Genomic DNA, 25,943 nt, shown 5'->3' with positions numbered 1-25,943 from the left:
GCACTGTTTCTTCTCCAGCTTATTCAGGAGGGATTAAAACTGTGCCGGGCAGCCGGCTGTCCCGGCGGACAATGAAAGGTCAGGCCGGGTAAAAGGCCAGCAGGGGCCGGTAATAGGCCAGGTCGATCAACCGGCGGCAAGCCGCCGGGTCATCCAGCAGCAGCAGCAGCCAAATTTCCAGGGGAGCCACAGTCAGGCCGGCAGCCGGCGGCTTAAGCCGGTTTAAGGGCCAATACAGTTCGCTATGGCGGCCGTCCGCATCCTCATAGTAATAAACCAAGTTGGTCAAAGTAAGCTGCTTGAGCACCTCTTCCATGTTGCACCATTCGCCAAAGCTGTCAAACTGACGGGCCTGTTTGTTGCAAATATGCCGGCCGAAAATGCTGCGGCGGCAAACCAGAGGGCGCCCGGCATAAATGGCACAGCCCGCACTTTCCAAAAAGGGGCACCGGCTGCGGCCCTCTTGCTCCAGCTGACCCAAGCGCCAAAGGAAAAACTGCTCCTGTTGCTGTTCCGGCCAGCCGGCCAGGTGGGGCAGCAGGTAAAAAAATTCGATGGGACGGCAAGCAAAGGGGAATTCACGGCAGCACCGGCCGCAGCGGTCACAATCGCCGGTATCCGGGTGACTGCGGATAATATTGTGCATTAGTTGCAGCTTGTTTTGCCAAACTTCCGCAGCGGGTAAAGGAGGAAAAAGCCGGGCTGCCGCTTTGACGGCGGGCACCAGGGCACGCCACCCGGCATATAGTTTTTGGTAATCGAGAGGCAACCTGGTCATCTTGTCACCTGCCCTTTTGGCAGTATCTTATCATGCCGGGGACAGCGGCAGCAGGGTAATTTATCTAAATATTTCGTCAAATTAGGCTAAGAAAAACGGCACTAAGCATCATTTAGTGCCGTAGAGTATTGCCAAGCCTTACCGGCGGTTTTTAATCCCTTTAGCGCTTCAGCGGCAGGGAATGACTTCCTTAGCCGGCCTTACGGTATGTTTCTGCCTCCGGCCAGCACTCTATGTTGCGCAATCCCCGGAGGTTGCTCCGGTAAAACACCGGGTCGAGGCCTTGCCGCTTTTGCTGCAGGTAGTCGTCCAGGGCCTGTTTGGCAATGCCGCCCAGCAGTGCAATGGCGATCAGGTTGGTTATAGACATGAGGGCCATGAACAAATCGGCCATATCCCAGACAATGCCGATTTTCGCCACCGAGCCAAACATAACCATGCCAACCACCGCCAGCCTGTACACCGTCAGCCAGGTTTTGCTTTCCTTGATAAACTCAATGTTGGTTTCCCCGTAATAGTAATTGCCAATTACTGAGCTAAAGGCAAACAGGAATACTGCAACCGCCACAAAACTGCCGGCCCACTGGCCGATATGCGAACTGAGGGCCGCCTGCACCAGCTCAATACCGGTAAGGCTGCCGCCCGGCCGGTATGCTTCAGACAGCAGAACAATGAAGGCAGTGGCACTGCAAACCACCAGCGTATCCACAAACACGCCCAGGGCCTGGACAAAGCCCTGCTTTGCCGGGTGGCTGACGTGGGCGGTAGCTGCAGCGTTGGGGGCACTCCCCATACCGGCCTCGTTGGAGAAAAGGCCTCTTTTAATCCCCATCATCAGGGCGGCGCCCATGGTGCCGCCTACCGCTTCTTCCAGCCCGAAGGCACTGCTGACAATTAATTTAAGTACGGCCGGCAGTTCGGATATATTGGTTAAGCTAATATACAATGCCAGCAAAACATAGCCCCCGGCCATAACCGGCACCATTATCTCCGCCGCCCGGGCAATTCTTTTGACGCCGCCGAAAATGATATAAGCAGTAAAAGCGGTAATCAACAGGCCCATAACAAACCGGTCAACGCCAAAGGCGTTATGAAAGGCCAGGGTTATGGTGTTGGCCTGCACCGAGTTAAACACCAGGCCAAAGCAGATGGTAATTAAAACGGCAAACAACACACCCATCCAGCGTTGCCCCAGGGCCTTTTCCATGTAGTAAGCCGGGCCGCCCCGGAACCCGTCGCCGCTTTTTACTTTGTAAATTTGAGCCAGGGTGGCTTCCACAAAGGCGGTGGCAGAACCGATCAGGGCAATCAGCCACATCCAAAAAACAGCGCCCGGCCCGCCTACGGCAAGGGCAATGGCCACGCCGGCCAGGTTGCCGGTGCCTACCCGGGAAGCTGTACTGATGCAAAAGGCGCCAAAGGAGGATACACCCTGCCGCTGTTTGGAAACGCCGACTCCATCGCCCAGTTGTTTAATCATTTCTCCCAGGTATCTAAGCTGCACAAAGTTGGTTCTGAAAGTAAAATAAATACCAAGCCCAATTAATAATGCAATCAAAACATAAGTCCATAGAATGTCGTTACTAATTGCTATAAATTTTTCCAACGCAGCCAACATCTGCACCTCGCCTTTCTGATAAATAGTTAATTAGTTGCTAAAAATACATTTGTCTTTACAAAATGTAATTTTAGCATGATTTAAACCGAAATTACACAAGAAAATATATCTAAAACAACAGTCGGGCGACAAGTGTAAATATTTAAAATATAATATAAATTGCAAATAAATGCTTTGTGCCCACCGGCAGTCCGCCTTAAAAAATATAAACCTGCATGGCAATGAGTGCAGGTTTCTCAACAAAAATGAATATAAATATTTTTGGTGGCTTAGCATCCCCTGTAACCCGGTCTGCATGGGAACCCGCCTTTATTTAAAATTTAAAAAGGTTTAACCCGATTTCTTCACTGAAAGCCCGGTCCAAACGGCCGTCAATGACATCAATGATAATTTCGGCGGTGGCGCTTACCGTGGCCGAGGTCAGGTGACCGCCAAAGGCCTGATAGGACGAGTCGGTTAAGGTTACATGCAGGTGCAAATAAACCTGCCCGTTCATTTCGGAGATATTTCCCTGCAAACCGGCAATTTCCATGTCACCGGTAAATTCCCGGGGGTGATAGGTTTTGCCGGAGGTTGCAAACAGCCCCACCACCGCTTGCTTAACCGCCCCAATGCCTGTTACAGCAGCCAGCCGGATACCCTCCTGCCGGCAGAGGGTTTGCAGACTGGTTATTATTTCTTCTCCTTTGTCCAACCGCACCACCAGTTTGCTGCCAAATCTTTTATATTCCATCCCAACACCCTCTCTTTTCTTTATCAGTATTTATTATATATCTAGAAAAAGTTTCCTGAAAGAAGCATCCAGGAATTTCTTGTCCTTATGTAGAAAAATAATTTAATTTGTCAAACTACGTGAACGGAAGGTGTTTGTGTTATGGAAATTAATAAAGATTTTGCTCATCTGATGGTAAACATGATAAAACGCCAGGTTAATGAAGAAGTTACTGTTTTCGGTCACGGCGGCGTTGTTATTGCAAGTACCATAGCCGGCCGGGAAGGCTCGGTACACGCTGTTTCCAAACGCATGATGGCAGGTGAAATGGATTATTATGGCGTAACCAAAGAAGAAGCGGCAAAATTAGAGAATGTCCGTGCCGGTGCTAACGTTATCATAAAATATAACAATGAACGGGTTGGCGTTATTGGCATTACAGGCGACCCGGAACTGGTCAAACCTATTGCAACCTTTGCTGCACAGGTTATTGAGTTGCGGCTGGCCCGGGATGAAAGCGAAATGAAAGCGAAAAGCACCGCCCTGCAGTTGAAAAACGGCCTTGAAACTCTTACGGCTCTTATTGAAGAAATGGCAGCCTCTTCCCAAGAACAGGCCGGCACCAGCAGTGTTATGGCGGCAACCGCCCTGGACTCACAAAAAAAAGCAGCAAATACGGAGGAAATTTTAGCTTTAATTAAAGGTATAGCCGACATGACTAAATTGTTAGGCTTAAATGCCCGCCATTGAAGCCTGTCGGGGCCGGCGAAAATGGCAAGGGCTTTAACGTGGTACCCAATGAGGTAAAGAAACTGGCGGACAACAGCGCCCAATCGGTTAAGCAGGTAGGCTTGGTTATAAAGGATATCCAGCAGGCCAACGAACAGGTTGCAGCATATTCACAGCAGCTGTGCCACAGGCAGCGAACAGTTATCCAAAGCGCTGCAGGAAATGGTTGCGGAAATAGAAAAGTTAAACTCCATTGCCAATGAGTTAACCTTATTATATAGCTAAGGAGGCGCTTGCCTCCTTTCAGACTGTAGACAGAGGTTATAAACCACCGATAAGGTTTGTCGATACTCTGTAGAGGCGCTTGCCTCCTTTAAATGTTTACTGCCTGACGCAACGCAGATAAATCCGCCTCAGGCACCAGGCCCGCCTGAGCGGCACGGCCCAGCAGGGCAGCCGCCGCCCGGTAACCTTCCTCGCCGATATGTTCGGTAAACCGATTAACATACAGGTTGATATGGGCCTGGGCCACCTCCGGCGACATTTCCTGAGCATGGCGCATGATGTACGGCATGGGTTCGGCCGGATGCCGCCAGGCATATTGCACGGATGCCCGCAGCCAACCGGCAATGGCTGTCAGGTCTAAATCACGTTTGGCCACTATGGCTCCCAGGGGGATGGGCAAGCCGGTATCAGCCTCCCACCAGTTGCCTAAATCCACCAGCATGTTTAATCCATAGGTATGATAGGTAAACCGCGCCTCGTGAATCACCAGTCCGGCATCCACCAGGCCGTCCCGTACCGCCGGCATAATGGCATGAAAGGGCAATACCACGATCTCGCCCACTCCCCCCGGCACATGCCGGGCTGCCCACAGGCGGAACAGCAGGTATGCGGTTGACCGTTCGCTGGGCACCGCTACCCGTCGACCGGCCAGACCGGCCGGGTGATCGGGACTGCCTGCTTTGTTTGCGGCCAGCAGCAAGGGCCCGCAACCCCGGCCCAGGGCCCCGCCGCATGGCAGCAAGGCATAGCGGGGCAACGCCCAGGGCAGGGCGGCAAAAGAAATTTTTGCTATATCCGGCCCGTTTTCGCCGGCCACCAGGCTGTTGGTGATGTCGATATCCGCATAGGCAACAGCCGGCGGGGGTGCGCCGGGGATCAGACGGTGAACCCAGGCATAGAAAACAAAGGTATCGTTGGGACAGGTGGAAAAAGCAATTTTCATCATAGCACCTCCGCTAATACACAGCCGGCTCTTTTTAAAAGCTCCAGGGCCTCGTTAATCCGCCAGGCCCCCCTATCCCGGGGCCCCACCAGGTTGGAAACAGTGCGTATCTCTAATACAGGCAGGCCGCGTTCCCGGGCCGCCAGGGCAACACCGTATCCTTCCATGGCTTCGGCGGCAGCCCCAGGTACCCGGGCAGCCAGTTCAGCCGCCCGGGCTGCGGTACCCGTCACGGTGGAAACTGTTAGCACCGGGCCGGTTTGCACCGGCAGCCCGGCCGCCAGCAGCCCCCGGACAACCTGATGCAGCAAGTTGGCCGCCACCGGAATACGGTTAGTGCCAAAACCCAATTCCTCAATACTGCAAAAGCCTGCCGGGGTTTCGGCGCCCAGGTCAGCTGCCACGATTTCGTCAGCTACCACCAGGGAGCCCACCGCCGCCCGGCCGGCAAAGCCGCCGCCAATCCCGGCGCTGATAACCAGGTCGTAAGGCGCTTCAGCCAGCGCCCGGGCGGTGCTTAGCGCCGCTTGAACCGGCCCCACCCCGGCGGCTGTTACAACAAATCTTGCATCGCTGCCCAGGCCGCCCAGCAAAGCCTCTCTTTCTGCTGCCACCGCAGTTATTACCAGTATTCGCCGCAGGGCTTTGCTTGGCCCACCGGTTGTTTGCTGTATTTTCATAACCTCTCCTTAGTTAACCATTAATGCTTTTTAAACCCTTTACCATTGTAACACAAAAAACATCAGCATTATCTCTGCATGTTTTCATTAATTTTTAGCCGCAGTTTCATGTCCAGAGAGCGTTTATATGGGATTGCCTTGGATTATCAAAGAAGGAATATTCTAATAATGAGCGTAATATTTAAATATAACTTTTATTGGAGGGATGCGGTTATGTCTGATAAAAAAATACTCATGCTGGTGGGCGACTTTGTTGAAGACTATGAAGCTATGGTCCCATTCCAGTGTCTTAGCATGCTTGGTTATACTGTACATGCAGTATGCCCGGGCAAAAACAGCGGTGATAAAGTGCGCACTGCGATTCACGATTTTGAAGGCGATCAAACCTACAGCGAAAAACCCGGTCATAACTTTGCTATAACTTACGACTTTGATAAAGTAGTGGTAGATGACTATGTAGGCTTAATCATTCCGGGCGGCCGCGCACCTGAATACATCCGCCTGAATGAGCGTGTGTTGGAAATCGTAAGGGAGTTTTCGGCAAAGCATAAGCCTATTGCTTCTGTTTGCCACGGCCAGCAGGTTTTGGCAGCTGCCGGGGTGCTGGAAGGAAAATTATGCACCGCCTATCCGGCTGTAAAACCCGACGTCCTGCGGGCCGGCGCTGCATGGGGCGAGGTGAACGAAACCTTCTCTAATGCTTATGTTGACGGCAACCTGGTGACGGCCGCCGCCTGGCCGGGCCACCCGGAATGGCTAAGAAAATTTGTCGAGCTGCTGGGGGCAGAAATTAAGATATGATATACGAAAGAGGTTGTTTTCCAAAAGCCAGGCTTTGGGAAACAACCTCTTTTCTTTAATTTAATCATTGGCGGATAAAGCAAAAATAGTTTTACCTACATTCCATAACGTTACTATTGTATAAGCATTTGAATATTTATTTAGTTTTACCAATAACCAGCCCTTACTTATGATACGGCTCGTTTTTAATAATCTTGAACCAGCGGTAAATTTGTTCCAGCAGCATCAACCGCATCAGTTGATGGGGAAAAATAAGTTTGGAAAAGGACAGCGTAATGTCGGCCCGCTGCAGGATCTCCGGGGCCAGGCCAAGGGAACCGCCTATGATAAAGGTAACGTCGCTGCGGCCCTTTAAAGCCAGCGCTTGCAGTTGTTGGGCCATCTCCTCGGAGGTATAGAGTCGGCCCCGGGGGTCAAGAACGATGAGAAATGTCCCGGGCCGCATTCTTTTCAGCAGGCGGCCGGCCTCTTTCCGGCGCACCCGGTCTTCCTCTGCCGCTGCTGCATGATCGGCGCAGGATTCATCGGGCACCTCAACGATATCAAGCCGGGCATAGGGGGTCAATCGCTTGAGGTATTCTTGAATGCCTGCCTCCAGGTATTTTTCTTTCAGTTTTCCCACAGCCAGGATGGATATTTTCATGGTCAGCCTCCTGTTCAACTAGCCTGATGTCTTTGAAAATTTGCCGGGCAACCAACGTATGCCTATGTTAATTATAACCTTAAATTAAATACTTCCCTCTTTTGTTAACACTTAAGGCGTGCCGCTGACGGCACGCCTTAAGTGTTAACAAAGTTTGTATACTAAATTCAAGTTAAGCAACACTGCCGATTCAAGTGCGGCGGATGCGGGCACCCAGACTGGTCAGCTTTTGTTCCAGATTGGCATAGCCGCGGTCAATATAGTTGACATTGCTGATCTCGGTTTCCCCCTGGGCCATCAGGCCGCTGATGACAAGGGCAGCGCCTGCCCGCAAATCGGAGGCTTTTACCTTGGTACCCTGCAGGGAAGGCACTCCTTCAATGACAGCCATACGTCCTTCCACTTTGATGTTGGCACCCATGCGTTTCAGCTCGTCCGCCACCCGGAAGCGGTTTTCAAAAATGTTTTCAATAATGATGCTGGTACCGGGTACCGTAGAAAGAAAAGACATCATTTGGGACTGCATATCGGTGGGAAAGCCGGGATACGGCATAGTTTTAATGTCAATGCTTTTAGGCTGCAAAGCGGTGGCTTTAATATGGATGGTATCTTCCCCTTCCCATACTTCCACGTTGGCTTCCCGCAGCTTGGCGCTGAGGGGCTCCAGGTGGCGAGGGATCACGTTTTCCAGCAATACATCCCCCCGGGTGGCAGCAGCCGCCACCATAAAGGTGCCTGCCTCGATGCGGTCGGGGATGACAGAGTAGCGGCCACCCTTCAAGCAGGGCAAGCCTTCAATTTTAATTAAATCGGTACCGGCCCCCCGCACCCTGGCCCCCAGGGCGTTGAGAAAATTGGCCAGGTCAACAATTTCCGGTTCTTTGGCAGCGTTTTCAATTACCGTCTGCCCCTCCGCCAGGCAAGCCGCCATCATAATGTTTTCGGTGGCCCCCACGCTGGGAAAATCCAAATAAACCCGGTTGCCTGTCAGGCGCCGGGAAATGCCTTGAATGCAACCCCGTTCCAGGTTTAGTTGGGCACCCAGACTGACCAGGCCTTTAAAATGCAGATCCATGGGCCTTACCCCGATATTGCAGCCGCCGGGCAAGGAAACCGACGCCCTGCCGTAGCGGGCCAGCATGGGGCCCAACAGTAAATTAGACGCCCGCAGTTGTTTTACCAGCTCGTAGGGCGCCTCTTCGGTTATTTGTTGCGGGCTGCGCAGGGAAACTGTATCTTCCTCCAGCCAGCGTACTTTGACACCCATGGTGCCTAATATTTCCAGCAAAATCCGGACATCACTGATATCCGGCACGTTTTCTAAAACAACCTCATCCTCCGCCAACAGAGCACCGCATAATATAGCGAGGGAAGCGTTCTTGGCACCGCTTATCCTTACCTTGCCATGGAGCGGGTATCCTCCTGCAATGATTAATTTGCTCAACTTATTTGACCTCCTAATCAGGTATCGCTCCCCGAATTATCAGTAATGTATTCTCTAAGCTGCCGAATAATTCCTGCCGTAGTATTAATTACCGCCAAAAGTCCTACAATTTTCCCTGTTTTGCTTGCTGTCTGGCCCACCGCTGATAATCTTGTTCAAAGGTTGCCATGTCCACCCCCAGCACTACGGCAAAGGCCCGGTCTATTTTGTGTTGTTGGGCCAAATTATGCAGGATATTTTTCAAAGCTGCTTCGCCGTAAACCTCTGCCACATAGCGGACAGCCAAATAGGACTGGCGGTAAGCCAGGGGCTGGTTGGGCAGGGTGTCAAACTGCCTGTCCATATCAGACAGCGGGTAGAAGGGCTGCTCCAGGGAGGCCTGCTCATCTTGAAATTCAAAGCCGGTTAACTTGTATTCTTCATACTGGGCAATTCCCTCGGTAAACCAGCGGGTGTAGTTGCCGGCGGTAACATAGTCCACCACCAGGTGGGCAAACTCGTGGGCCATGGGGCCGCTCTGGATAAACTCTTGCCGGTAAGCCCGGGGATCTGCTGCCGACACCCACAGGTGCGGCGAGAGAACCCGGATAACACCCGTCCAGTATACGCCCATGGCGCTTTCGTTGGACGGCCAGCCGAATTGGCGGTTTAATTCGGCCCGGGAAGGGTAAACAATGACCGGTACCCGGCTGCCGCCTGTATAGCCGTACTGTTCGGCAATGGGTTGGTAAAATCTTTCTGCTGTCGCCAGCACTAATTGAGCATCAGCTTCACTGCCTTTGCTATAGCGCACAATAAAATGCTCACTTTGCAAGGTTGCCATGTGGCGAGTGGTCCAGAGAGCCTTTTGTTTTTGCCCCTCCCGGAAAACCGTATAAGCAACTGATCGCATGGCATAGGGCAACTTCGTAAAAAAAGCCGCCAGCAGGATAAAGGCAGCCACTGTAATTCCCAACATGCGGTGCATGTCAGCCCCTTTAATGTTTTGGATCAAGCCGGGCATCACAGCACCTCCTTCTAATCAGTTAATCAGTTCTATTATATAATTGCAGCCGTACCGGTCCTAGTGGAAATATAAAGAAGCCGGACAATTACTGCCCGACTTCTTGCTGCCACTTCTCGACGGACTGCCGGGCTTCGTCAGCTCGGGGTCCTTCCTGCTTATTGATTTGCAAAAACTTTTTCATATGGGCTATAGCTCCGGCATAATCCTTTTGTTCTGCCAGCAGGTTAGCATACTGAAATAAGAGGTCGGCATTGTCCGGCTGTACTGCCAGCGCTTGTTTCAGGGCTTGCCCGGCAGCCGGCAAATCACCCTGGGCATAGTACAACAGGGCCAACTCCTGGCGGGCCGCTATATCCTTCGGGTCCAGTTGAATTGCTTTTTGGTAGGCTTCTGCGGCCTGCTTCAGTTTGCCTGCTTGCCTGTAATAGGCAGCCAGGGTAAGCAAAAGTTCCTTATCCTGAGGGTTCTTTTGAGACTGCTTTTCCAACAAGGCAAGGCGCTCCTCCGGGCTGTTCGGGGCGGCCTGCTCTTTCTGAAGGCTGCCCAGGCCTGTCCAAACCACAGAAGAACCAATTAAGCCCAGCGACAATACCGCCACCAGAATGCCGAACACAATCCGCTGCAGGCGTTTCTGGCGGGCCCGGGGGGATAAATGTTTAAAAAACAAGGTCATCACCTCAGCGCTTGATTGCTATGGAAATCATAGCAAATTGTGCCACAAAAGTAAACCTCCCGCGCAACTTCCGGGAGGTTTTATACGTCTTATATATAACCAATGGGGTTTTTTGGCACACCGTTAACAATTACTTCAAAGTGCAGGTGCGGCCCGCTGGAGCGGCCGGTGGATCCCACTGCCCCGATTTTTTGGCCGCGCTGGACGGTTTGGCCGACACTGACATTAATTGTAGACAGGTGGGCATAGCGGGTGACTATGCCGTTGCCGTGGCTGATATCCACGCATTTGCCATAGCCGCCGTACCAGCCCGCCCGGATCACCCGGCCTTCGTTATAGGCGCCTACCGGTGAGCCGTAGGGCCTGGCTAAATCCACCCCGGTATGCATACGGCCGTTGCGCATACCGAAGGGGGAAAGAATGGCGCCGCCGGGCCGATAACCGCGTGATGCCACCATGGTTTGGGCACTGCGTTCAATAATCTGCGGTTTTGCCTCTTTCAGTATTTTTTCTTGTAAAACCTGCCGCTCGGTTTCTAACCCGTTAACGGCAATAATTTTATAAGTAACTTCCTTCAGGCCGGTTTCGCCCTTTTGAATGACCACGGTCTTGCCAAAGGGCAGTTTGGCATTCTTGCGTACCTGCTGGGCCGCTACAATTTCCTCTTTTACTGTTTTTTCGGCCACCGCCACCACATTAATGATGGGGTCAGGCACGCCGACCATCTTAATTTTCTGGCCGATCTGCATTTTTTCCGGCTCGAAGCCAGGGTTGTTGGCAATTAAATCGTCCGGGCTGACTTTGCACTTAATGGCAATATCCCACAAGGTATCGCCTTCTTTAACTGTGTAATACCTGGGGGTATCCGATTCACCGCGCAGCCGCTTTAAAGCAGCCGCTTGATCCAGAATTTTATCAGCCCGTACAGGCACCTCCACTACCTCTACCTTTTCCTTGAAGCCTAATTTGAAATCAGGCCCCATTTGATAAGAATGTTTCAGGTTTTCCAGCACTTGATCGGCGGTTGCCTTATCTTTCACCGCTACCTTTAAGCTGCCGTTTACCTGGATGCCGGCAGCCACGCCTTCAAAGGTGAGCCTTTGGGACAACAGCCGTTTAAGTTCTTCTTCACTGACAACTTCATTTTTTAAGTCTTTGGCCGCTTTATATGTAACCTGCTGCTGCAGCTTAACTTTGGCCGCTTTGGCTTGGTGTTCCTTAACTAACGAGTTAACGACCGCTTCTGCCGCAGCCTTGCTTTTTACTACCGCCACCACCTGACCGTCCACCGCAACGGCACAGGCCCCGTTACCGGTTGCCGCAAAAACGACACTGAGCACCAGGACAACCGCTAATAACACACCTAATCCCTGTTGATAGGCTTTAGGCTGCTTGGCCAGCCAATTGGGCAGGGATTTCAGCTTGTCTGTAAACTGCATGGTTCAACTCCTTTCGAGAAGATAACTGCCAACTCTCTATGGAACCCTATTTAATTTGGAAAAGAAGTCGTTGTAAGGCAAATTAAGGCACATACATTTTATCACAATATTTTGTCCGGGTAAAGTTTTCGTAAAATTAAAAAGGTCTCCGTTTAACTCAAACGGAGACCGCAGGGTGTGGACAAACATTATCGGTGGTTTATGATCCCCTTTGGCTCCGGTCTACGCACCGACAGCACTATGATTCGCTACGGTCGCCATTGGGGTCGCCTCAAACGGGCCATCCTGGCCCGGTTCGGCTGGCGCCCACGTCCTGTGGGCGCCACCCCAATGGCTCCTTTCGCTCATCATGTGCTGTTACCGGTGCTTCGACAAGTCGCCGACAGGGGATCATAAAACCACCTCACTTTGTTTTACAACCTTTGGCGACAATCTGAGGCCTCCGTTTGATTAAACGGAGGCCGTTACTGTTTAGGCAAGACCTGCTTGTTTTACCTGTAAATAAATGGCACATTCAAAGCGCTTTTGGGCCAGCCGGCAGCCAATTTCGTAGGGCTCCCGCAGGTTGTTGTTGAAGGCCTGGGCGTTGGCATGGCAACCGCCGCTGCAATAAAATTTGGCCCAGCAACTGCGGCAGCGCGGTTTGTTATAAATGTGCGCCTGGCGGAACTGCTCAATAATGCCGGGTTTTTGAATGCCGCTCGTGACATGACCCAACCAAAACTCCGGACGTCCCACGAACTGGTGACAGGGGTAAAGGTCACCCTCGGGTGTCACCGCCAGGTATTCATAGCCGGCGCCGCAGCCGGACAAGCGCTTGGGCAGGCAGGGCCCGCCGCTCAAGTCAATATTAAAATGGAAAAAATTAATGGGTTGGCCGGCTTCCCGGCGGGCCAGCAGCAACCGGGTCAGCTTTTCGTATTCCTCCAGCAACAGGGGCAGGTCTTCCGGCCGGAAAGCATAATCGGTTTCGCTGCCGCCGACCACCGGCTCCACCGAAATATCCCGGAAGCCCAGCTCGGCCAGGTGCATAACATCCTGACTGAAATCCAGATTATGCCGGGTAAAGGTGCCCCGGATATAATAGCCGGCCGCCGGCTCTTGCTGCACATAGGCCTGCATGTGCGGCAGCACCAAAGCGTAAGAGCCCCGGCCGGAGGGAGCCGGCCGCATGGCATCGTGGACAGCCGGCCGACCGTCCAGGCTTAAAACAGCAGCCATTTGATTGTCCAGCAGAAACTGCTGTACTTCCCGGTTCAGCAGCACGCCGTTGGTGGTAAGGGTATACTTGATTTCTTTGCCGGCTTGCCGGGCCTTTTGCCTGCCGTAGGGCACCAGTTCCTTGATGACTTGAAAATTGAGCAGGGGTTCGCCGCCAAAAAAGTCGATTTCAATATGCTTGCGCGGGCCCGATTGTTCAAGGAGAAAATCTATGGCAGCCCGTCCTATTTGGGCGGACATTAAGCCGCCGGGCCCGCCGAACTGCCCTTGGCCGGCAAAACAGTATTTGCACCGCAAATTGCAGTCATGGGCGGCATGTAGGCAGAGGGCTTTTACCACTGTATCGGTCCGGGGCCGGTAGTTGTCCTGGTGCGGGTCAGCGGTAAACAACAGGCCTTCCTGCTGTAAGGCGCTTATTTCCGCCAAGGCCTGTTCGATCTCCGCCCGGTCATAGCGAGGGGAGAGGGCTGACATGATTTCTTCTCCGGCAGCCGTCTGGTATAAGTCCAGCAGATCCCATACCAGCTCATCCACCACATGAACCGCCCCGCTGTGCACATCCACCACAATGCGGACGCCGTCAAAGATGAATTTGTGTATCATAAAAAAGTCCCCCCAAAAAAAATTACCTTATCCCCGGGGAAAAACACTCCCGCAGAGACAAGGTTGTGGTTTTACCGTGTTGACCACCGGGCCTAGGCCTGCTTGGCGCAAACCTGGTTGCCTACTGTGCAAGAGGTTTTGCAAGCAGATTGGCAGGAAGTGGCACACTCACCGCAACCGCCGGTTTTCAGGGTGGCTGCTAAGGACTTCTTATTTAAGGTTTTAATATGTTTCATCAGTCGTTCATCCCCTTTCCGTATACGATTATATAGCACCTGGTTTGTCCAAGGCAAGCAAAAGTTGGCCGGCGTTAAGAAGGGGTTGCCGTTGTTGACAAAACAGCCCCCCGATTGCCGGGGGGCCTTGACTTTTCTCTAACAATATGGAGCGGGTGACGAGGATCGAACTCGCAACCCTCAGCTTGGGAAGCTGATGCTCTACCATTGAGCTACACCCGCATCTTATTATAATTATACCCGCCTGTTGTAAAAAATCAAACATCTGTTAAATAAAAATTTGGTGACCCATCCGCGACTCGAACGCGGGACACCCTGATTAAAAGTCAGGTGCTCTACCAACTGAGCTAATGGGTCAAGAGATAAAAAAACAAAAATTGGTGACCCCTACGGGATTCGAACCCGTGTTACCGCCGTGAAAGGGCGGTGTCTTAGGCCGCTTGACCAAGGGGCCACAAATTTTTGTGGTGGTGATCCATCCGCGACTCGAACGCGGGACACCCTGATTAAAAGTCAGGTGCTCTACCGACTGAGCTAATGGATCAGGTATTGAATTATCGGCCGTGCGACCTCACATGTGATATATTACAACAACACCGGATAAGTGTCAACATGTTTGTCTTCAAAACATTACTTTAATTTTTTAGCAAAAATACAACATAATACATATCTGCCGGTACCGCTGCGGGCAGTCCGGCAGCCTTGACCGGCTTTGCCTGCACCCTGAAATAAATACAACCCGCAGCACCGGCAAAGTGACACGGGTTGTTTGGCAAAATTGGCGGCATTACGGTTGAGAACCGCCTGCCGCTTAAATTTAATTGAACAGGTCTTCTATGATAATGGTTTGGTTGCGCTTGACGCCGACGCTGATCAGGGCAATTTTTACCTCGGTCAGCTCAACAATGCGCTCCAGGTAGCGTTTGGCATTGTCCGGCAGGTCTTGGTAACGGGTTACCCGGGAAATATCTTCTTGCCAGCCGGGGAATTCTTCGTAAACCGGCTCGCATTTGGCCAGCTCTTTTAATGAAGCCGGGAACTCCCGAATGATTTCCCCTTTGTAGCGGTAGCCGGAGCATAACTTAATCACCGGCAGGCCGCTCAATACATCCAGCTTGGTAATGGCCAGGCTGTCGAGCCCGCTGATGCGAGCCGCATAGCGGACAATCACCGCATCAAACCAGCCGCAGCGGCGGGGGCGCCCGGTGGTGGTGCCAAACTCATTGCCCTTGCGGCGAATTTCTTCCCCTGCGCCGTCCAGCAGCTCGGTGGGGAAAGGCCCTTCGCCCACCCGGGTGGTGTAGGCCTTGACAATGCCAAGCACCCGGTTAATTTTGGTAGGCCCGATGCCGGTACCCAGAGCAGCCGCCGCTGCTGTGGGGTGGGATGAGGTTACATAGGGATAGGTGCCATGATCCAGGTCCAGCAGGGTACCCTGTGCCCCCTCAAAAAGCACATTCTTGCCTTCTTTAATGGCGTTGTGCACCAGCAGGGAAACGTCTTCCACCATGGGTGCCAGCATTGCTGCATAACCCTCATATTCTTTAAGAATTTCCTCGTAAGCAAACCCCCGGACGGCAAAAAGTTTTTCAAAAATCACATTTTTACGCTCCAGGTTTTGCTTTAATAAGCGGGGAAATTCTTCTTGATCAATTAAATCCACCACCCGAATGCCTACCCGGGCAGCTTTGTCTGTATAGGTAGGGCCGATACCCCGGCGGGTAGTGCCAATTTTAGCTTCACCCTTTTGTTCCTCTTCCACCGCATCCATCAGACGGTGATAGGGCATAATGACATGGGCCCGCTGGCTGATGCGCAGCTTGCCGATAGGTACCCCGCGGGCAGCCAGGGAATCCAGTTCCTGTTTCAGTACACCCGGGTCGATCACCACGCCGTTGCCAATCACGCAGGTCTTTTCGGGATATAAAATGCCGGAGGGAATCAAATGCAGTTTAAACTCCGCATCGTCAACCACCACGGTGTGGCCGGCATTGTTGCCGCCCTGGTAACGCACAATCAGGTCGGCTTTTTCAGCCAAAAAATCTGTAATCTTGCCTTTGCCTTCGTCCCCCCACTGGGCACCGATAATGACAACTGTAGACACAATGACACCTCCTAATACCTCAAAAACCGCTGCGCAGGACGTTTCCCTAAAACATCCCGGAGAACGCTCTTTTCTTCACTAAGTGCAGGTTAACACCGGCTCCAATTATGCTAAACGGCGCTGTCTGGTAGGTATTCTTTCCATTAAAATAAAAATAACCCAAACAGAAACTAAAAAGTTTTCTATTTGAGCTGCTGTCCGAATACCCCCATTAATTTGCTTGATGCATTTAAATATTAGACTGTCGGTGTTACCAAACAGGAATATACTAACCCAGTTTCTTGCTGTTGTCAACCGGAATAAAGCCGCATAAAAGCAGAAAGAACCCGCCGTGGTTTTGTTCTTTCTTGCACAATGTTGTTTTCTAATCACGACGGGCTAAATTGACGAATTTTACAAATTCTTTAAAAAATCCCAGCTCTATGGTACCTACCGAACCGTTTCTTTGCTTGGCCACAATAATTTCGGCTATCCCCTTTTTCTCTGAATCAGGGTTATAGTATTCGTCACGGTAGATAAACATGATCAGGTCGGCATCTTGTTCAATGCTGCCGCTCTCCCGCAGGTCGGACATCATGGGGTGCTTGTCGGTACGGCTTTCCACCGCCCGGCTCAGCTGGGAAAGGGCCAGCACCGGCACCTGCAGTTCTTTGGCCAGGGATTTTAAACTGCGCGAGATTTCGGCAATTTCCTGCTGGCGATTTTCCGTGCGCCGGCCGCCCGACATCAACTGCAGGTAATCAATAATCAGCAAACCCAGGCCTTTTTCGGCTTTCAGGCGCCTGGCTTTGGCCCGGACTTCCCGCACTGTGACAGCGCCGCTGTCGTCCAGATAAACGGGGGCCCGGGAAAGATGGCGGGCGGCTTCGTGCAGCTTGGCCCAGTCATCGTCGGTTAAATCCCCGGTCCGCACTTTATGGGCGTCCAGCATGGCCTCGGAACACAGCATGCGCTGCACCAGCTGTTCTTTGGACATTTCCAAACTAAAGATGCCCACCGGCACCTGGTGCCGCAGGGCAGCATACTGGCCGATTAAAATGGCAAAGGCAGTTTTTCCCATACTGGGACGGGCTGCCAAAATAATCAGGTCGCCCTTTTGCAGGCCGTTGGTCATCCGGTCCAGGTCATGGAACCCGGTGGGAACGCCGGTTATTTTGCCCCGGTGGGTATAGACATGTTCTATTTCTTCAAAGGTTTTAACCAGGATTTCCTTGATAGGAACAAAGGTGTCGCTACTGCGCCGGCGGCTTAATTCTAAAATGGAGCGTTCCGCTTCGTCCAGCAGTTCTTCGGGATTTTCCGCCCCCTCGTAACCCCGGGCGGAAATACGGGTGGTAACAGAAATAAGAGCCCGGGTGAGGGCCTTTTCCTCCACAATGCGGGCATAATATTCAGCATTGGCGGCGGTGGGCACCAGGTTGGCCAGGGTGGCTACATAGCTAACACCGCCCACTTTCTCCAGGTCTCCCTTGGCCCGCAGCAGGTCGGTAACGGTTATCAGATCCACCGGCCGGCCGGATTCGGCCAGTTCCAGGATCACTTCATAGATCAGGCGGTGGCTGTCCCGGTAAAAGTCTTCCGGTTTCAGGAATTCCATCACCCGGAAGATAGCTTCCCGTTCCAGCAGCATAGCCCCCAGCACCGATTGCTCCGCTTCAATGTTTTGCGGTGGTACGCGATCTAACATGGTCTCACCTTTTTGGTCAGTTTGCCTGTTTTGTTAACTAACCAGCCAGAGAGCTGACTGGTGGTGCGGCCAGATGTGCGCCAGTATTTCCTCTACCCGCTGCACCGCGATTACTTCTATGCCCTTTAGGTCAGCCGGGACATCCGGCAGGTTTTCTTTGGGAATAAACACTTTTTTAATGCCGGCTTGTTTGGCACCGTAAATTTTTTCAAAAACACCGCCCACCGCCCGCACTTTGCCTTGAATGGAAATTTCGCCGGTTACTGCGATGTTTTGGGGCAGCGGCTGCTCTTCCACCGCGCTTAACATGGCCAGCATGATGGCCACCCCGGCAGAGGGCCCGTCAATGCGGCCGCCTCCCACCAGGTTGACATGGATGTCGTACTGGCTGATGTCTTTGCCGGTAAGTTTGCGAATCACCGCTGCCGCATTAAATACCGAGTCCTTGGCCATGCTGCCCGCCGTATCGTTGAATCGAATGGTGCCCTGTCCGGCGTTGCGGGCAGCAAAAGCCACCGCTTCAATCTCCAACACCGAACCCAGGTAGCCGGCTACCCCCAGGCCGAAAATTTTACCCACTTCGCATTCATCCGAGGCTTTGGTTAATACATATGGCGTTAAGCGGCTGACCTGGATTACTTCATAAACATCCTGCACCGTCAAATGCACTGAATTGGTTTCCTGGCGACGGAAGCAGGCCAACCCGTAAGCGTCCGCCAAAATGTTAATGGCCTTTCGTCCCTCAATGGTATACTCGGAAATAATCTCCGGCACCTGCTCATCCATATCCACCTGCAGCTTGGACGCCGCCTGCCGGATGATGTCTTGAATATCTGCCGGGGTGAGGGGTTCAAAAAACACCTCGGCACATCGGGAACGCACCGCAGGGTTGATTTCCTCCGGCTCCCGGGTAGTGGCGCCAATCAGCACAAAGTCTGCCGGCGCCCCTTCTTCAAAGATTTTTTTAATATACTGGGGAACATTGGGGTCATTGGGGTCATAATAGGCAGAATCAAAATACACCCGTTTGTCCTCCAGCACCTTAAGGAGCTTGTTTTGCAGGGCCGGATCAAGCTCACCGATTTCATCAATAAACAATACCCCGCCGTGGGCATCTGTAACCAGGCCCAGTTTAGGCTCCGGTACGCCGGTTTCCGCCAAATCCCGGCGGGCCCCCTGGTAAATGGGGTCATGCACCGAACCCAGCAGGGGATTGGTTACCTCCCGGGGGTCCCAGCGCAGGGTGGTGCCGTCCACTTCCACAAAGGGCGCGTCTTTGGCAAAGGGGGCCCCTTTAATCTGCCGTGCCGCTTCCAGCGCCAGCCGGGCAGCGGTAGTTTTACCTACGCCGGGCGGCCCGTAAAGGATGATGTGCTGGGGAAAGGGTGAAGCCAGTTTGGCCAGCAAAGACTTCACTGCCCGCTGCTGGCCCACCACTTCGTTAATGCAGGTGGGCCGCAGTATTTCCATGGCGGAAACAGCCAGTTTTTTAGTTTCCAGTTTTTCCAGCAGGGCCAGCCTTTTCAGGGTTTGGGCGTTTTCCGGACCGCTGCTTTCTTTAATCACCTGCATTTTAATTTCGCGCAGGTAGTCTTCGTGCCGCTGGTGCATCTTTTCGCCGATTTTCTTTTCCAGCTCTTCTTCCACGGTGCGGCGAGCCAGCACATCGGCCAGTTCGTCCTGCAGTGTTTCTAAAATTGCCGGGATCTCGTCAAGGGAAGGCAGATCTTCGTATGTTGGATCTTCAAATACCAGCTTTTGCAAAGCCAGTACCCTTTCCTCCAGCTTATCGGAACGCATTAACTGCAGAGCATCTAACTTTCCTGCCCGCAACACCAGTTTGTCGGCGCCGTAAATATTGCTTAACAGCCCGTACAATGCGGTAACCTGCCGCTGCAACCGGTCCTGTCGGGAAAATTGATCCTCTGCCGTTTCTTTGTTGCCGCCCATAAACCTTTCGAGGAAAACTTTCATGTGTGTTACTCCTTTCAATGCCTGTTCCTGTCCCGGTTCTTATGCGGTTTACTCCAGGGCCACCACATTTACATTGATTTCAGCCTGGGCCACCGGGTGAATTTTAACGGTAATTTTATGGTAGCCCAAGGTTTTAATGGGCTCTTTCAGGGCAATTTTTTTCTTGTCAATCTGGTAGCCGAACTGGGCTTTGAGGCCGTCGGCAATATCTTTACTGCTGACAGCACCAAACAGGCGGCCGCCTTCACCCACTTTAGCCTTTAAAACCACGCTTAAGCCATCTATTTTAGCCGCCAGCTCCCTGGCTGCCGCTTCTTCTTTCTGTTTCTTGGCTGCCTGGGCTTGCTTCTGAACGGCAATTTCCTTCAGCTTGCCCTGGGAAGCCGGGGACGCCAAGTTCCGCGGAAATAAAAAGTTGCGGGCATAGCCCTCGGTTACATTAACAATATCTCCCTTTTTGCCTAATTTAGCTACGTCTTGCAAAAGTACAACCTGCATGTAAATCCCCCTCTATATAAATTTAATCTTATGATTCTTTGTTGGCCAACGGGCGCCGCAGATTAAAGACGGTATCCAGCACCCCCAGCACCACAACGGCAGGGTAAACAAATGTAATGTAAAGTATTAAAAGAACGGCTAGGATGGTTTTAAAAGGTTTGGAAAACTTGATTTTTTTATAAAAATGCGCCACTACCGCCAGGCCGATGATAAAGAAAATAAAGAGAACCACCAGCAATATATTTTGCCCTGCCACTTTGAGGGTTGATAAGCCAAAATAGCTGCCGGCCAGGTAACACATCAGCCCCAGAATAATGCCCCAAATGGCATACCAGGGCAGCCGCCACCGGCTGAAGGGAGGCAGTGATTTAACCGGGTAATTCAGTTTTTTCAAAACCCGGTTGCCCAGCAGGTAGGACAGGGTGGCAGATACGATGCCGTGCAGCACAAAGTAGGCCGGCATTAACAGCAGGGAGGTTTTAACCGTCTGCCTGAAAAATTCCTGCTGCTCCGGGGAAACCGGGTTACCCGCCTCTTCATACATGCGAAAGGCGTTGTTAAGGGATTCATTAATAAAACTGTGCAAGGTTTCTAAATTAATCCCCGACACAAATACGGTCAGTGCAATAACCGTCAGGTAGGCCGCCGCCGACACCAGCGAGGCTGCCACCAGGGCGTGGCCGGCGGGTGCATAATTTTTATACAATAAGCCCAGCACCAGCCCCAGGGGGCCAAAGAGAATCAGCAGCAGCAGCACTTTCAGGGGATTAGGGTAAAGAACCATCAGCAAAAACCCTGTCACCACCAGTGACAGTATACCCGTATATAAATGCCGGCGTTTAACCAACACCGCCAGGGGAATCGGCATCAGGATACTGAAGAAGAACAAAAACGGGGGGATAAATATTCCCAGCAAACCAAGCACCGCCGTCAATGCTGCGGTAAAAGCGCCTTCCACCAGCGCCCGGGTATCTCGTAAGGCACCCAAACAAAAATCACCTCTTATATTTATTTTGCAAACCCTTAAAACAACTACTGATTCGCTGGCAGCCGGCTCATTTCCTGCCGGACGCCGTTGTTATTTGTTCCCGCCGCTGGTTAATTAAGTACACAGCACCGTTTTGCGCATAAAAGTGAAAGCTGTTGACCTTCCTGGTTAACAGCTTTTTATTACAGGGTTGCCTCCAGTTTGCGCAGCAGTTTAATTAACGTTTCTTGTTCCTCCGGCGTGAATTTGCCTTTAATAACTTCCTGAATGTATTCTTCAAACCCGGGAAAATTATTTTTTATCTGTTTCGCTTTTTCTGTGAGATATATCCTGACTACCCGCCGGTCTTCCCGATTTCTTTCCCGATATACCAGGCCGTCCCTTTCCATGCGGTCAATCAGGGAAGTAATGGTGCTGGCCTTTAAAGACAGTTTGTCTCCCAGTTCTGTAACGGTGAGGCCGTCCTGGCACCATAGTTTCATCAGGGCCGACAGGGGAGCGGGATCCAAACCCATTTGCTCCGCCAGGTTGGTAAAGTGAATTTGCAGTTTCTTGTAAGCCAGGTAAAGGCTTAAGGCCAGTTTACTCTCCATGTGTTTTTTCTCCGTTTTTATTTTTGCTATTATTATAAATTGAACCGGCTATCTTGTCCAATAATTAAAGCACCGTTACCGGTGCTTCCAAGGTTTCGACAAACATTATCGGTGGTTTGTAACCCCCTTTGGCTCCGGTTTACGCACCGGCAGGGGGATTATAAAACCACCTCATTTTGTTTTACAACCTTGCAAATAATTTCAAAACGGCCTTTCGGCCGTTTTTTAGGATTCTGCGGTAAAGGGCAGTAAAGCAATATTGCGAGCCCGCTTAATGGCAGTGGTCAGCATCCGTTGGTGATGCGCACAGTTGCCGGAAATGCGGCGGGGTAAAATTTTGCCGCGCTCGGTAATGTATTTCTTTAGCTTAGATACTTCTTTATAGTCAATGGTGGTTGCTTTATCTACACAGAAGCTGCAAACACGCTTTTTGCCTCTGCGTCCGCGTTCACGTTTCATGGTTTTCCCTCCTTGCTCGGGTGCCCGCTGTTAGTTAACCCTAAAACGGTATGTCATCACCGCTGAAGCTGATTTCGCTGCCGAAACCGCTGCCACCAAAGGAGCTGCCGCCTTGATTTTCCCGGTCTTTCGGCCAATCAAGGAACCTGATGTTGTCTGCCACCACTTCGGCGGCTTTACGGCGAATGCCCTGGCTGTCATCATAGGAACGAATTTGCAGGCGGCCCTCCACAGCTATCAGACGACCCTTGCCCAGGTTGTTGGCACAGGTCTCAGCTTGTTTCTGCCACACCACAATATCGATAAAATCGGCTTCTTTTTCTTTTTCCTTATTAAACTGAGGGCGATCCACCGCCAGCGTCATTTTAGCCACAGCAATACCGTTGGTGGTATAACGCAGTTCCGGATCTCGGGTTAGACGCCCAATTAAAATAACTTTATTGAGCATTTTAAACACCGCCTTGGGTTGTTCTATTAACAAAATCTACTCATCTTCGCGTGTGATCATGTGGCGAATGATGTCATCATTGATTTTCATAACCCGGTCTAATTCAGCGGCTGCAGCAGCTTCAGCTTTAAACTGCATTACAACATAGATGCCCTCTTTGAGGTGGTTGATTTCGTAAGCCAGACGGCGCTTGCCCCACTTGTCTACTTTGGTAACTTCGGCGCCTTTTTCTTCCACCAGGGCTTTAAATTTTTCAATTAATGCAGTTACGTTTTCTTCTTCCAACTCGGGTTTGATGATATACATCACTTCGTAGTTGCGCACAACAGTTCACCTCCTCCCCACGGACTAACGGCTCTATCCCTTGAATAGAGCAGGGTGGAAAAATGCCTCGTAAGGCACTGTAAAATTATATCATCAATATATACAAAGGGCAAGGGATTGTTCGGATAATTTTTGTATGCCCGCTTACACGCCCTTTTCCCCGGTTGAACTGCCCCCCGAACTGCTTAGTACAGCTTTTACACTTTTTTCAAATTTGGGACGTGGCAGTAAAAGAACCCGCCCGCATTTTTGGCACTTAATGCGAAAATCCACACCCGTGCGCATTATTTCCCAGGTATCATTGCCGCAGGGGTGTGGTTTACGGGTTTTTACCACATCACCCACCTGGAATTTACTCATTGTTTACACCTGGTTCAAAAAAGTTCACAATACCTAACAATAGTTAGATTTTTGTAAACCCCCCCCCCCCTGACCGGGGGGGGGGCGGGGGGGCAAAAGTTGCGCTGGGGTGACAGGGGACCTCGGCCCCGGGAGTCTCACCCGGACGGAAAAACAGTGCTTTACGGGCGCAAAACGCGGCCATATGGAAAACCACGGGGGGTTTCCGTCTTGCGTTGACCGTCCGGCGAAAGCCTTGCGGCTCTGCTTCCCGAGATCTGTTAGATGCGGCCTACCGGTTGTTACCGTACTCCGGCTAAACGGGGTCACCTACTTGATAAAGCAAGGTGTTTCAAGTCATGCCAGACAGAGTGAAACGATTCCTGTTTGTAACGGGTCAAACCGTTGTGTACAGAAATCTTTCCGTCCAGCCGCTTGAAGAGTTGCTTCACCTTTCGGGTCATCCCTCTTCCTTCCCCAGGCAAGGAATTTACCTTTTGACTCAGCTTCTCTTTGACGGCCTGAACTTTCTGCTTTAACTCTTTGGTAATGCGCTCTCTAAAACCTATCGCCCGCCGGGCTATCACTAATGCCGCGGCGTGGTGGATAGTTATGCCGTAACGCTCCATGTATTTGTAATAGCCGATGGTGGACGTGTGCGCCGGCCAGACTTGCTTTACACCGACGCCTTCTTTGAAGGCTTTACGGGTGACGGCCTCGACCATCTTCTTGAACGGAAAATTGGCCGCCATGCGGTTGAATTTCCGGTTGGTGTCAAAACGGTCTTTGCCGAAGTCCAGGCTCTCTAAAGCGATGGGTTTGCCTAAAGTTTTAGCTGTGTCCACCACTACTTTGGCAAGCACGCCAATTAAGTACGTGCGCCGGAAGCCCCGGCTGTAGGACAATTCTGGTACCTTGATGTAAAGAAAACCGTTCGGGTGCATGGTTATCTGAAATTCCCCGGCGAATTTGTGCAGTGCTTTCGGATAGGGTATGGTGAAACCTTCCGGCCAGGGCGTGGGCTGTCCGGTGTAACTGACGTTGGCCAGCGCTGCTCCGTCGGGGTTGGTGTCTACACCCAGGTAACCCTGGTTGGGGTTGGTCACTAAAACGGGGGCTGTAACGGCAAAGGTGATGTGCACCCTATACCGGCTGTCCCTACCTTTGATTAGTTCCACAGTGTAAGGCACACCTGATAAGAGCAGCTCCAGCACTTTTTGCCGGTGCTTCTCAGGCAGCCAGAGCTTGCCCGTTACCCGGGGGGCCCTGGTCATTATGGGTCTACCCTTCTTGTCTGTCCCTTTCTGTTCGGACAGGTGAGAGATGGTCACAGACAGGGTGAATTCTCCATTATGCCAGCTTATTTTGAGATTCGGGTTGCCGCCTTTGGTCTCGTCGCCGCGGGCGTATAGCCTGTCCTGCCGGGCCTGCCGCCATTCTTCTCTCGAAACCCTGCCTCTGCACACTCGCTTCCACAGAGAGCGGCCTCCGAAAATTACTTTTGGTATGGTGCCGTTGTCCCGGTGGACCTTTAGCTCGTCCAGCTTGTCAGCCAGCTTTTTTACCCTGGCTTTGCGGCCGTGTACGGTGTGCTTAAAGTCCTCGATTTTAGCCTGATTGTTTGCTTTAACGGCCCTGTCCAGGTCTTTTTCTGCCCAACGGAGTTTCTTCTTGGCGCGGGCCAGTTTCGTTTCTGTCTCTTCCCTTTCCAGTGTCAGCAGCTCTGTTTGCGATTCAGTTACGGCTTTGGCTTTCCGTACGTCGTCGTCTCAATAGCGGGAGTATATGCTGAATGTTCCTTGACCCTGCTTCTTTATCTCTGGGCGGGAATTATCTTCCTGTAACCGGTTGAAGGCCCAGCGGGTGCAGGAGCAGAACAGCCGCATCTCGGTGTCTAACGGATCCTCCATCCCGCGGCTCCACTTTTGAGAGCGGAAGGCAGGGTAAACCTCCGGAAAAAATTCGCCGCAGACGGTGTAGCTTATGCCGCCACCGGTCTTAGTCGGCTTCTTCTTGTTGTTCTTCCGTTTTTTCACTTTGAGATGCCTCCGCTATCAGTCCCCGAAAACCCTGCCTGACCTTCTTCCCGCCTCTGGCGCCATACAGCCGGGCCGAAAAAGACGTGACTATTGCCAATAAGTCCCTGACCAATTCGGATTGTGCGTCTTCCGGCTCTTTTTCAGCTATGGCTACGATCTCTACGCCACAGTACCTTAAATGCCGCTCAATGTGGCCACGCGTCGACTAGTCAAGCGGGGGGGGATATTCGATAATTAGTTTTTTGTACTCACCCCGCTCGGCCAGCTTGAGCACGTTTGTCAGACCGCGGCGTTTTTGGTTTAAACCGCTGGCTACGTCGGTGACCTCGGGTACAACAGGCTAATGCGACTCGATCACATATTGCCTCAGCCTTTCCAGTTGCCTGTTTAAGTTGCCGGCATCCGCCTGCTTTTTGGTGGACACCCGGGCGTACAGGACGACGCCTTCCTGCCCGGCGTCCAGTTGGCCGGACTGCAAAAGCCTGTTGAGTTCGTCCATGGAATACCGGCGCTGACCGCCAGGTAAACGGACAGGCTTAATCAAGCCTTGCTTCTCCCAGTTGCGCAGGCTGTTCGGATGTACACCTAATTTCTTTGCCGCTTTGCTTATAGTTAATAGTTCCATAAGTTTATTGTATTATGTTTGTTAAGTTTTATCAAGGTTTGTCAGAAATAAGAT

The 25,943-nt window shown here is 51.9% G+C and carries 29 protein-coding genes, 4 tRNA genes and 1 pseudogene; 5 read left to right on the top strand and 29 right to left on the bottom strand.

Annotated features, from left to right (window positions below; translation table 11 throughout):
- Positions 1 to 79: 79 nt before the first annotated feature.
- The 3 genes from DESHY_RS07715 to DESHY_RS07700 form a co-directional block, all read right to left on the bottom strand.
- Positions 80 to 778, bottom strand: a complete 699-nt coding sequence (locus tag DESHY_RS07715) for a YkgJ family cysteine cluster protein (RefSeq protein ID WP_008411755.1) — start codon at positions 776 to 778, stop codon at positions 80 to 82.
- Between the two features lie 190 nt (positions 779 to 968).
- A complete protein-coding gene (locus DESHY_RS07710) occupies positions 969 to 2,396 on the bottom strand; it encodes an alanine/glycine:cation symporter family protein (protein ID WP_008411754.1) in 1,428 nt (475 codons plus the stop codon).
- A gap of 313 nt (positions 2,397 to 2,709) precedes the next feature.
- A complete protein-coding gene (locus DESHY_RS07700) occupies positions 2,710 to 3,129 on the bottom strand; it encodes a PPC domain-containing DNA-binding protein (protein WP_008411752.1) in 420 nt (139 codons plus the stop codon).
- A gap of 141 nt (positions 3,130 to 3,270) precedes the next feature.
- Between DESHY_RS07700 and DESHY_RS07695 the strand changes: the two genes are divergently transcribed.
- The 3 genes and pseudogenes from DESHY_RS07695 to DESHY_RS14725 all read left to right on the top strand — a co-directional run bounded on the left by DESHY_RS07695 (position 3,271) and on the right by DESHY_RS14725 (position 4,122).
- Positions 3,271 to 3,858: a sugar diacid recognition domain-containing protein gene (locus DESHY_RS07695; protein ID WP_008411751.1), complete on the top strand. Its 588-nt coding sequence runs from the start codon at positions 3,271 to 3,273 to the stop codon at positions 3,856 to 3,858.
- Between the two features lie 38 nt (positions 3,859 to 3,896).
- Positions 3,897 to 3,968: pseudogene (locus DESHY_RS14880) on the top strand (hypothetical protein); the annotation flags it as partial.
- A gap of 28 nt (positions 3,969 to 3,996) precedes the next feature.
- Positions 3,997 to 4,122: a hypothetical protein gene (locus DESHY_RS14725; RefSeq protein WP_008411749.1), complete on the top strand. Its 126-nt coding sequence runs from the start codon at positions 3,997 to 3,999 to the stop codon at positions 4,120 to 4,122.
- An 88-nt stretch (positions 4,123 to 4,210) separates the two neighbouring features.
- On the opposite strand, the gene DESHY_RS07690 is transcribed toward DESHY_RS14725, so the two are convergent.
- Both DESHY_RS07690 and DESHY_RS07685 read right to left on the bottom strand, forming a co-directional pair.
- The gene (locus DESHY_RS07690; RefSeq protein ID WP_048817984.1) at positions 4,211 to 5,065 is read right to left on the bottom strand and encodes a 1,4-dihydroxy-6-naphtoate synthase; all 855 of its coding nucleotides are present in this window, start codon (positions 5,063 to 5,065) and stop codon (positions 4,211 to 4,213) included.
- The gene (locus tag DESHY_RS07685) at positions 5,065 to 5,745 is read right to left on the bottom strand and encodes a futalosine hydrolase (RefSeq protein ID WP_008411747.1); all 681 of its coding nucleotides are present in this window, start codon (positions 5,743 to 5,745) and stop codon (positions 5,065 to 5,067) included. The genes DESHY_RS07690 and DESHY_RS07685 overlap by 1 nt, the downstream gene beginning before the upstream one ends.
- A gap of 213 nt (positions 5,746 to 5,958) precedes the next feature.
- On the opposite strand from DESHY_RS07685, the gene DESHY_RS07680 reads away from it, so the two are divergent.
- Positions 5,959 to 6,546: a DJ-1/PfpI family protein gene (locus tag DESHY_RS07680; protein ID WP_008411746.1), complete on the top strand. Its 588-nt coding sequence runs from the start codon at positions 5,959 to 5,961 to the stop codon at positions 6,544 to 6,546.
- Positions 6,547 to 6,709: 163 nt separating this feature from the next.
- On the opposite strand, the gene rlmH is transcribed toward DESHY_RS07680, so the two are convergent.
- The 5 genes from rlmH to DESHY_RS07655 all read right to left on the bottom strand — a co-directional run bounded on the left by rlmH (position 6,710) and on the right by DESHY_RS07655 (position 11,751).
- Positions 6,710 to 7,189, bottom strand: coding sequence for a 23S rRNA (pseudouridine(1915)-N(3))-methyltransferase RlmH (rlmH, locus tag DESHY_RS07675; protein ID WP_008411745.1), 480 nt, complete (start codon positions 7,187 to 7,189; stop codon positions 6,710 to 6,712).
- A gap of 190 nt (positions 7,190 to 7,379) precedes the next feature.
- On the bottom strand, positions 7,380 to 8,633 hold the full coding sequence (gene murA / locus DESHY_RS07670) for a UDP-N-acetylglucosamine 1-carboxyvinyltransferase (RefSeq protein ID WP_008411743.1): 1,254 nt from the start codon (positions 8,631 to 8,633) through the stop codon (positions 7,380 to 7,382).
- Positions 8,634 to 8,736: 103 nt separating this feature from the next.
- The gene (locus DESHY_RS07665) at positions 8,737 to 9,636 is read right to left on the bottom strand and encodes a peptidase MA family metallohydrolase (protein ID WP_008411742.1); all 900 of its coding nucleotides are present in this window, start codon (positions 9,634 to 9,636) and stop codon (positions 8,737 to 8,739) included.
- 88 nt (positions 9,637 to 9,724) lie between these two features.
- Positions 9,725 to 10,312: a tetratricopeptide repeat protein gene (locus DESHY_RS07660; RefSeq protein WP_008411740.1), complete on the bottom strand. Its 588-nt coding sequence runs from the start codon at positions 10,310 to 10,312 to the stop codon at positions 9,725 to 9,727.
- 89 nt (positions 10,313 to 10,401) lie between these two features.
- Positions 10,402 to 11,751 carry a LysM peptidoglycan-binding domain-containing M23 family metallopeptidase gene (locus tag DESHY_RS07655; RefSeq protein ID WP_008411739.1) on the bottom strand — a complete coding sequence of 450 codons (1,350 nt, stop codon included), beginning with the start codon at positions 11,749 to 11,751 and terminating at the stop codon, positions 10,402 to 10,404.
- A gap of 201 nt (positions 11,752 to 11,952) precedes the next feature.
- Between DESHY_RS07655 and DESHY_RS13630 the strand changes: the two genes are divergently transcribed.
- Entirely contained in the window at positions 11,953 to 12,147 is a 195-nt protein-coding gene (locus tag DESHY_RS13630) for a hypothetical protein (protein ID WP_072866196.1), read from the top strand.
- 75 nt (positions 12,148 to 12,222) lie between these two features.
- On the opposite strand, the gene scfB is transcribed toward DESHY_RS13630, so the two are convergent.
- From scfB to DESHY_RS14595, 19 genes are all read right to left on the bottom strand, one after another.
- The gene (scfB, locus tag DESHY_RS07650; RefSeq protein ID WP_008411737.1) at positions 12,223 to 13,575 is read right to left on the bottom strand and encodes a thioether cross-link-forming SCIFF peptide maturase; all 1,353 of its coding nucleotides are present in this window, start codon (positions 13,573 to 13,575) and stop codon (positions 12,223 to 12,225) included.
- A 92-nt stretch (positions 13,576 to 13,667) separates the two neighbouring features.
- Positions 13,668 to 13,811 (bottom strand): six-cysteine ranthipeptide SCIFF, encoded by a 144-nt coding sequence (gene scfA, locus DESHY_RS13625; RefSeq protein WP_008411736.1) that lies wholly within the window; start codon positions 13,809 to 13,811, stop codon positions 13,668 to 13,670.
- 147 nt (positions 13,812 to 13,958) lie between these two features.
- Positions 13,959 to 14,033: transfer RNA gene (locus DESHY_RS07645), tRNA-Gly, on the bottom strand.
- Positions 14,034 to 14,092: 59 nt separating this feature from the next.
- A tRNA-Lys gene (locus DESHY_RS07640) sits at positions 14,093 to 14,168 on the bottom strand.
- Between the two features lie 21 nt (positions 14,169 to 14,189).
- Positions 14,190 to 14,265: transfer RNA gene (locus tag DESHY_RS07635), tRNA-Glu, on the bottom strand.
- Positions 14,266 to 14,279: 14 nt separating this feature from the next.
- Positions 14,280 to 14,355 (bottom strand) — tRNA-Lys (locus DESHY_RS07630).
- A gap of 273 nt (positions 14,356 to 14,628) precedes the next feature.
- Positions 14,629 to 15,915, bottom strand: a complete 1,287-nt coding sequence (locus DESHY_RS07625; RefSeq protein ID WP_008411735.1) for an adenylosuccinate synthase — start codon at positions 15,913 to 15,915, stop codon at positions 14,629 to 14,631.
- A gap of 364 nt (positions 15,916 to 16,279) precedes the next feature.
- Positions 16,280 to 17,602 carry a replicative DNA helicase gene (dnaB, locus tag DESHY_RS07620; protein ID WP_008411734.1) on the bottom strand — a complete coding sequence of 441 codons (1,323 nt, stop codon included), beginning with the start codon at positions 17,600 to 17,602 and terminating at the stop codon, positions 16,280 to 16,282.
- A gap of 33 nt (positions 17,603 to 17,635) precedes the next feature.
- On the bottom strand, positions 17,636 to 19,576 hold the full coding sequence (lonC, locus tag DESHY_RS07615) for a Lon family ATP-dependent protease (RefSeq protein ID WP_008411733.1): 1,941 nt from the start codon (positions 19,574 to 19,576) through the stop codon (positions 17,636 to 17,638).
- 48 nt (positions 19,577 to 19,624) lie between these two features.
- Positions 19,625 to 20,074, bottom strand: a complete 450-nt coding sequence (rplI, locus tag DESHY_RS07610) for a 50S ribosomal protein L9 (protein WP_008411732.1) — start codon at positions 20,072 to 20,074, stop codon at positions 19,625 to 19,627.
- Between the two features lie 28 nt (positions 20,075 to 20,102).
- Entirely contained in the window at positions 20,103 to 21,062 is a 960-nt protein-coding gene (locus DESHY_RS07605) for a YybS family protein (RefSeq protein WP_008411731.1), read from the bottom strand.
- Between the two features lie 182 nt (positions 21,063 to 21,244).
- Positions 21,245 to 21,655: a MarR family winged helix-turn-helix transcriptional regulator gene (locus tag DESHY_RS07600; RefSeq protein ID WP_008411729.1), complete on the bottom strand. Its 411-nt coding sequence runs from the start codon at positions 21,653 to 21,655 to the stop codon at positions 21,245 to 21,247.
- 225 nt (positions 21,656 to 21,880) lie between these two features.
- Complete coding sequence (gene rpsR / locus DESHY_RS07595) at positions 21,881 to 22,114, bottom strand: 30S ribosomal protein S18 (RefSeq protein WP_008411728.1); 234 nt, start codon at positions 22,112 to 22,114, stop codon at positions 21,881 to 21,883.
- A gap of 40 nt (positions 22,115 to 22,154) precedes the next feature.
- A complete protein-coding gene (locus DESHY_RS07590; RefSeq protein ID WP_008411727.1) occupies positions 22,155 to 22,562 on the bottom strand; it encodes a single-stranded DNA-binding protein in 408 nt (135 codons plus the stop codon).
- A 36-nt stretch (positions 22,563 to 22,598) separates the two neighbouring features.
- Positions 22,599 to 22,886 carry a 30S ribosomal protein S6 gene (gene rpsF / locus DESHY_RS07585; RefSeq protein WP_008411726.1) on the bottom strand — a complete coding sequence of 96 codons (288 nt, stop codon included), beginning with the start codon at positions 22,884 to 22,886 and terminating at the stop codon, positions 22,599 to 22,601.
- 144 nt (positions 22,887 to 23,030) lie between these two features.
- On the bottom strand, positions 23,031 to 23,246 hold the full coding sequence (locus DESHY_RS07580; RefSeq protein WP_008411725.1) for a DUF951 domain-containing protein: 216 nt from the start codon (positions 23,244 to 23,246) through the stop codon (positions 23,031 to 23,033).
- 305 nt (positions 23,247 to 23,551) lie between these two features.
- Positions 23,552 to 24,691, bottom strand: a complete 1,140-nt coding sequence (locus DESHY_RS07575) for an IS200/IS605 family accessory protein TnpB-related protein (protein WP_008411724.1) — start codon at positions 24,689 to 24,691, stop codon at positions 23,552 to 23,554.
- A gap of 303 nt (positions 24,692 to 24,994) precedes the next feature.
- A complete protein-coding gene (locus DESHY_RS14600) occupies positions 24,995 to 25,261 on the bottom strand; it encodes a hypothetical protein (protein ID WP_008411723.1) in 267 nt (88 codons plus the stop codon).
- A gap of 343 nt (positions 25,262 to 25,604) precedes the next feature.
- On the bottom strand, positions 25,605 to 25,889 hold the full coding sequence (locus tag DESHY_RS14595; RefSeq protein ID WP_008411720.1) for a MerR family DNA-binding transcriptional regulator: 285 nt from the start codon (positions 25,887 to 25,889) through the stop codon (positions 25,605 to 25,607).
- Positions 25,890 to 25,943: the final 54 nt, after the last annotated feature.

This window comes from Desulforamulus hydrothermalis Lam5 = DSM 18033, assembly GCF_000315365.1.
Taxonomy (GTDB): Bacteria; Bacillota; Desulfotomaculia; order Desulfotomaculales; family Desulfotomaculaceae; genus Desulfotomaculum; species Desulfotomaculum hydrothermale.
Note: the sequence above shows the minus strand (reverse complement) of the source record. Positions and strands in the feature narration are given on the sequence as shown.